We start from the raw sequence: 6,184 nt of genomic DNA on the forward strand, positions 1-6,184 counted from the left end.
ACGGTTGCCGGAAAAAATTCACATCCACTGGTAACCAGCGGTCTAGGCGCTCTCGCCATGTAACGTGGCAAGCACCCTGCGAGCACCGCCATGGTCGCGATGTTCGCCTAAATAAACACCTTGCCAGGTACCCATCGCCAGTCGCCCATCGGTGACCGGAATGCTCAACTGGCAGCCTAGCAAACTGGCCTTGAAGTGCGCCGGCAGGTCATCGGGCCCTTCGTCGTTATGCTCGAAACCGTTGCCGCCTTGAGGCACCAGCCGGCTGAAGAAGCGCTCGAAGTCCCGTCGAACCGCCGGGTCGGCGTTTTCGTTGATGGTCAACGACGCCGAGGTATGTTGCAGCCACAGGTGCAGCAACCCGGTACCGCAGGTGCGCAGATGGGGCAACTGCGCCAGCAGTTCGTCCGTCACCAGGTGAAAGCCTCGGGGCCTTGCGCGCAAGGTGATGAGGGTCTGTTGCCACATACCGTTCTCGTCCATTCGGGGCGCATTCTAGCGCGCTCTGGGAAAAAGCAAAGAGGCTCTGGCGACTGTTTTACCGTGCGCTGCATGCGTACATTTGCCAGCGTCGAGGGTAAACCCCGTGCAAACCACAAAAGCCTGAAGCAGATGACAAATCGCAGGCAAAAAAATGCCCGGCAAGCCGGGCATTTTTTTCCGAACGGTTACAGGTTGTAGCCGCGCTCGTTGTGTTGCGCGAGGTCCAGGCCCACAGCCTCTTCCTCTTCGTTGACCCGCAGGCCCATGACCATGTCCAGCACCTTGAGGATGATGAAGGTCACGATGGCGGTGTAGATCACGGTGAAGCCGACGCCCTTGAGCTGAATCCAGACCTGAGCACCGATGTCTTCCACGGTGCCGAAGCCGCCCAGTGCAGGGGCTGCGAATACACCGGTGAGGATCGCACCGACGATGCCGCCGATACCGTGCACGCCGAACGCGTCCAGGGAGTCGTCGTAGCCCATCTTGCGCTTGAGGGTGGTGGCGCAGAGGAAGCAGATCACGCCAGCCACCAGGCCGATGACCAGGGCGCCCATCGGGCCCACGGTACCGGCAGCCGGGGTAATGGCCACCAGGCCGGCCACCACACCCGAGGCGATGCCCAGTGCGCTGGGCTTACCATGGGTCAGCCACTCGGCGAACATCCAGCCCAGTGCGGCAGCGGCGGTAGCAATCTGGGTAACCAGCATGGCCATGCCCGCAGTGCCGTTGGCGGCAGCGGCGGAACCGGCGTTGAAGCCGAACCAGCCGACCCACAGCATTGCCGCGCCGACCAGGGTGTAGCCCAGGTTGTGCGGAGCCATCGGGGTGGTCGGGTAGCCTTTGCGCTTGCCGAGCACGATGCACGCCACCAGGCCAGCCACACCGGCGTTGATGTGCACCACGGTGCCGCCAGCGAAGTCCAGAACGCCCCAGTCCCACATCAGGCCGCCGTTGCCGGACCAGACCATGTGCGCGATCGGTGCATAGACCAGGGTGAACCAGATGGCCATGAAGATCAGCATCGCGGAGAACTTCATGCGCTCGGCGAAGGCACCGACGATCAGCGCCGGCGTGATGATGGCGAAGGTCATCTGGAAGGTGATGAACACCGCTTCAGGGAACAGTGCCGCCGAGCCGGTGATGCTGGCCGGGGTCACGCCGCTGAGGAAGGCCTTGGAAAGACCACCCACGAAGGAGTTGAAGTTGACCACGCCTTGTTCCATACCGGTGGTATCGAACGCCAGGCTGTAGCCGTACACCATCCACAGGATGCTGATCAGGCCGGTGATCGCGAAGCACTGCATCATTACCGACAGCACGTTCTTGGAACGCACCATACCGCCGTAGAACAGCGCCAGGCCGGGAATGGTCATGAACAGCACGAGGGCGGTAGAGGTCAACATCCAGGCGGTGTCGCCGGAGTTGAGAACGGGGGCTGCCGCCTCTTCGGCCATGGCCAGGCCAGGCGTTACGAGGGACAACAGGGCTCCTAGCCCTGCGAATTGACGCAGAGTCATATTGTTTACTCCTGGGGCGTTGTGTTGGGTCGGCTTTTTTTAGATTGCGTCGGTATCGGTTTCGCCGGTACGGATGCGAATCGCCTGTTCCAGATTGACCACGAAGATCTTGCCGTCGCCGATCTTGCCGGTGTTGGCGGCCTTGGTGATGGCTTCGATGACGCGGTCCAGATCCTTGTCGTCGATGGCAACGTCGATCTTGACCTTGGGCAGGAAGTCGACCACGTACTCCGCGCCGCGATACAGCTCGGTGTGGCCTTTCTGCCGACCGAAACCTTTTACTTCGGTAACGGTGATGCCCTGCACGCCGATTTCCGACAACGACTCGCGTACGTCGTCCAGCTTGAACGGCTTGATGATGGCAGTGACTAGCTTCATGAAAACTCTCTCCCGAATTGGTGGACTTGCCCCAGGAAAACAAACCCGACTCAAGTCTAAGCGCAGTGCCTGGCTTTGTAACGCTTCGTCGATCCTGCATCCCCGGACCGACACCAGAAACAACTGCTCCTGACGAAACACTTCCCGCAAAGCTCAGCACTGCGTGTCACAGCGACTACATCAGTGCATGGGTCACTTGGCACTAAGCAGAAAGCTTGCCATGTCGCTCGAACTCAATAATTTCGGCGCTTGAGCTCGTCTTTCAGGTACGCGCGGCCATCTCCATGATGGGCAGCGCACAACAACAGTGCGCCGACGTTGACCCGGATGCGCGAAAACCGTGCACCTGCCCCGCCGCCCAATGACTATAGCCAGCGCGTGTTACAATGCCGGCCAATTCGACTCAGGAATTTGCCCATGCTCGCGCCCAAAGCCTTCCTCGACGCCCTCAGCGATCACGCCTCGCGCGTGTTCAGCGGCGACACCGCCCAGCCTCGTGCGGAACTGGAAAGCCAGTTCAAGGCCCTGCTGCAATCGGGCTTCAGCAAGCTGGACCTGGTGAGCCGCGAGGAATTCGACAGCCAGATGATCGTTCTGGCGCGCACCCGTGCGCGATTGGAGAGCCTGGAAGCCAAGGTGGCGGAACTGGAAGCCAAGCTGACGCCTGCCGGCCAGTGATGCCCTGTTTGGGGGCCAGGGCGGTTTTGCCGCCTGCGCGAACGGCATGCAGCCGCGAACCTGGGCCCCGTTAATTCTGGACGCCCACACCCGCGCCTCCCTACACTCGACCCCAAACAAGGACACGTGGGCTACCGCCGATGAATCGCAACGAGCTGCGCAAGGCTGATATCAACCTCATGGTGGTGTTCGAAACCCTCATGCAGGAACGCAACGTCACCCGCGTCGCGGAAAAACTCTTCCTCGGCCAGCCCACCATCAGCTCTGCCCTCAATCGCCTGCGCACCCTGTTCAACGATCCGCTGTTCGTGCGTATCGGCCACCGCATGGAACCTACCGCGCGCGCCGAAGAGATCATCAAGCACCTGTCGCCCGCGCTGGACGCCATGTCCGTGGCGCTGAGTCTGACCCACGACTTCGACCCCAGCGTCAGCACCATGACCTTTCGCATCGGCCTGTCCGACGATGTCGAATTCGGCCTGTTGCCCCAGGTGTTGCGGGCACTGCGTACCGAAGCGCCGAAGGTGGTGTTCGTGGTGCAGCACGTGGACTACTGGCGCATTCCCGACCTGCTGGCGTCGGGCGATATCACGGTCGGCATCAGTCAGACCCGCGGGCTGCCGGCCAACGCCAAGCGCAAACTGCTGCGGCGTATGCACCCGAGAGTGCTGCGGGCGGATAAATCCGATGCCCCGCTGACCCTGGACGAATATTGTTCGCGGCCCCACGTGCTGGTGTCGCCCAACGCCCACACCAGCGGCATCGCCGATGAGTGGCTGCACGAAATCGGCCGCACTCGGCAGGTGGTGCTGTCGGTGCCGCAATTCAGCTCCCTGCCCGCCTTGCTCGCCGGCACCGACCTGCTCGCCGGCCTGCCCGACTATGCCGCCAGCGCCATGGCTGCCGGCGGCCTGCTGTTCGACGAACCGCTGCCGTTCGATACGCCGACATTGGACTTGTCGATGGTGTGGTTGAGCATTACCGATACCGATCCCGCCGAGCGCTGGCTGCGTGCGCGGCTGGAAGCGTTCATGGGTGATCGACAGGCGCCGGTGGCGATGTGATCCAGCGTTCGGCGGCCTCTGGTCGCCTCATCGCAGTCCTCCCGTAGCACCCCGAATCACTTTCACTGTGGCACCCATCGCCGGCGTCACTATGCTTGCGCCCACCCCGCAGGAAGCGGTTCATTTCAGTGCACGGAGCCCCCATGTCCCTCGCCATCGTTCACAGCCGCGCCCAGGTAGGGGTGGGCGCCCCTGCGGTCACCGTCGAAGCTCACCTGGCCAACGGCTTGCCCGCTCTGACCTTGGTGGGGCTGCCCGAGGCGTCGGTGAAGGAAAGCAAAGACCGCGTGCGCAGTGCGATCATCAACTCGGGGCTTGAGTTTCCTGCGCGGCGGATCACCTTGAATCTGGCGCCTGCAGACTTGCCCAAGGATGGCGGCCGCTTTGATCTGGCCATTGCCCTGGGCATTCTGGCCGGCAGCGGACAGATTCCAGCCATCACTCTGGACAACGTGGAGTGTCTGGGCGAACTGGCCCTTTCCGGTGCGGTGCGACCGGTGCAGGGTGTACTGCCGGCAGCCCTCGCCGCGCGGGAGGCGGGTCGAGCACTGGTGGTGCCCAAGGAGAATGCCGAAGAAGCCGCACTGGCTTCCAATCTGGTGGTGATCGCCGCGGACAACCTGATGGAGTTGGTCAGCCACTTCAATGGCCGCAACCCCATCAGCCCCTACAACGCCAATGGGCTATTGCTGGTGAGCAAGCCCTACCCCGACCTCAGCGAGGTACAAGGCCAACTGGCCGCCAAACGCGCGCTGTTGGTGGCCGCCGCCGGGGCCCATAACCTGCTGTTCAGCGGTCCCCCGGGCACCGGCAAGACGCTGCTCGCCAGCCGCTTGCCCGGCCTGTTGCCGCCGCTGGACGAACGCGAGGCGCTGGAAGTGGCCGCCATCCAATCGGTGGCCAGTCACGTACCGCTGAAGAACTGGCCGCAGCGCCCGTTCAGGCACCCCCACCACTCGGCCTCAGGTGCAGCGTTGGTAGGCGGCGGCAGTCGTCCGCAACCCGGCGAGATCACTCTGGCGCACCACGGTGTGCTGTTTCTCGATGAACTCCCCGAGTTCGACAGAAAGGTCCTGGAGGTTCTGCGCGAGCCTTTGGAGTCAGGCGAGATCGTCATCGCCCGGGCACGGGACAAGATCCGCTTCCCCGCCCGCTTCCAACTCGTCGCTGCGATGAACCCCTGCCCCTGTGGATATCTTGGCGACCCCAGTGGCAAGTGCCAGTGCGGCAGCGACCAGATCCAGCGGTACCGCAACAAGCTCTCAGGCCCCCTGCTCGACCGCATCGACCTGCACCTCACCGTCGCTCGCGAAGCCACGGCCCTCAGCCATACCCCACAAACAGGCGACGACACGAGCACCGCCGCCGCCCGCGTGGCCGAAGCCCGCGACCTGCAGAACCGCCGCCAAGGCTGCGCCAATGCCTTCCTCGACCTGCCCGGCCTGCGCGCGCACTGCACGTTATCCACAGCCGACGAGCAATGGCTGGAAACCGCCTGCGAACGCCTGACCCTCTCTCTGCGCGCCGCCCACCGCCTGCTCAAGGTGGCCCGAACCCTTGCCGACCTCGAGCAGGTAAAAGACATCGGTAGAGCCCACGTAGCGGAAGCCCTTCAATACCGTCCGACCGCCCAATAGGCAAGTGCACCGGTGTGCAGGCCGATCCAACGCACCGTGGCCTAGCGGTGTCTGTAGGAGCGGCGTGAAGCCGCGAAGGGGCCGGCATGGCTGGCCATGATCTGGGATGTGTATCGCCTGGGCTGACGCTTTCGCGGCTTCACGCCGCTCCTACAGAGGGGGCGCGGTGTCTGTAGGAGCGGCGTGAAGCCGCGAAGGGGCCGGCGTGGCTGGTCATGGTCTGGGATGTGTATCGCCTGGGCTGACGCTTTCGCGGCTGCACGCCGCTCCTACAGGAGGGCGTGGTGTCTGTAGGAGCGGCGTGAAGCCGCGAAGGGGCCGGCATGGCTGGCCATGATCTGGGATGTGTATCGCCTGGGCCGACGCTTTCGCGGCTGTACGCCGCTCCTACGGGGGGGTGAATCCCCGTAGGAGCGGCGTACAG

At 63.4% G+C, this 6,184-nt stretch carries 6 protein-coding genes; 3 read left to right on the forward strand and 3 right to left on the reverse strand.

The window, feature by feature from the left end; all coding sequences use genetic code 11:
* Window positions 1-42 precede the first annotated feature (42 nt).
* The 3 genes from B3397_RS03190 to glnK form a co-directional block, all read right to left on the reverse strand.
* Complete coding sequence (locus B3397_RS03190; RefSeq protein ID WP_296247260.1) at window positions 43-468, reverse strand: secondary thiamine-phosphate synthase enzyme YjbQ; 426 nt, start codon at window positions 466-468, stop codon at window positions 43-45.
* Between the two features lie 200 nt (window positions 469-668).
* Window positions 669-2,003, reverse strand: coding sequence for an ammonium transporter (locus B3397_RS03195; protein ID WP_296247248.1), 1,335 nt, complete (start codon window positions 2,001-2,003; stop codon window positions 669-671).
* A 39-nt stretch (window positions 2,004-2,042) separates the two neighbouring features.
* On the reverse strand, window positions 2,043-2,381 hold the full coding sequence (glnK, locus tag B3397_RS03200; protein ID WP_002555808.1) for a P-II family nitrogen regulator: 339 nt from the start codon (window positions 2,379-2,381) through the stop codon (window positions 2,043-2,045).
* 417 nt (window positions 2,382-2,798) lie between these two features.
* On the opposite strand from glnK, the gene B3397_RS03205 reads away from it, so the two are divergent.
* The 3 genes from B3397_RS03205 (at window position 2,799) to B3397_RS03215 (ending at window position 5,760) form a co-directional block, all read left to right on the forward strand.
* A complete protein-coding gene (locus B3397_RS03205; protein ID WP_296247250.1) occupies window positions 2,799-3,059 on the forward strand; it encodes an accessory factor UbiK family protein in 261 nt (86 codons plus the stop codon).
* 140 nt (window positions 3,060-3,199) lie between these two features.
* The gene (locus B3397_RS03210; protein ID WP_296247252.1) at window positions 3,200-4,123 is read left to right on the forward strand and encodes a LysR family transcriptional regulator; all 924 of its coding nucleotides are present in this window, start codon (window positions 3,200-3,202) and stop codon (window positions 4,121-4,123) included.
* Between the two features lie 143 nt (window positions 4,124-4,266).
* Window positions 4,267-5,760, forward strand: coding sequence for a YifB family Mg chelatase-like AAA ATPase (locus B3397_RS03215; RefSeq protein WP_296247253.1), 1,494 nt, complete (start codon window positions 4,267-4,269; stop codon window positions 5,758-5,760).
* Window positions 5,761-6,184 lie beyond the last annotated feature (424 nt).

The organism is Pseudomonas sp. UBA4194 (genome assembly GCF_002379585.1).
GTDB lineage: Bacteria > Pseudomonadota > Gammaproteobacteria > Pseudomonadales > Pseudomonadaceae > Aquipseudomonas.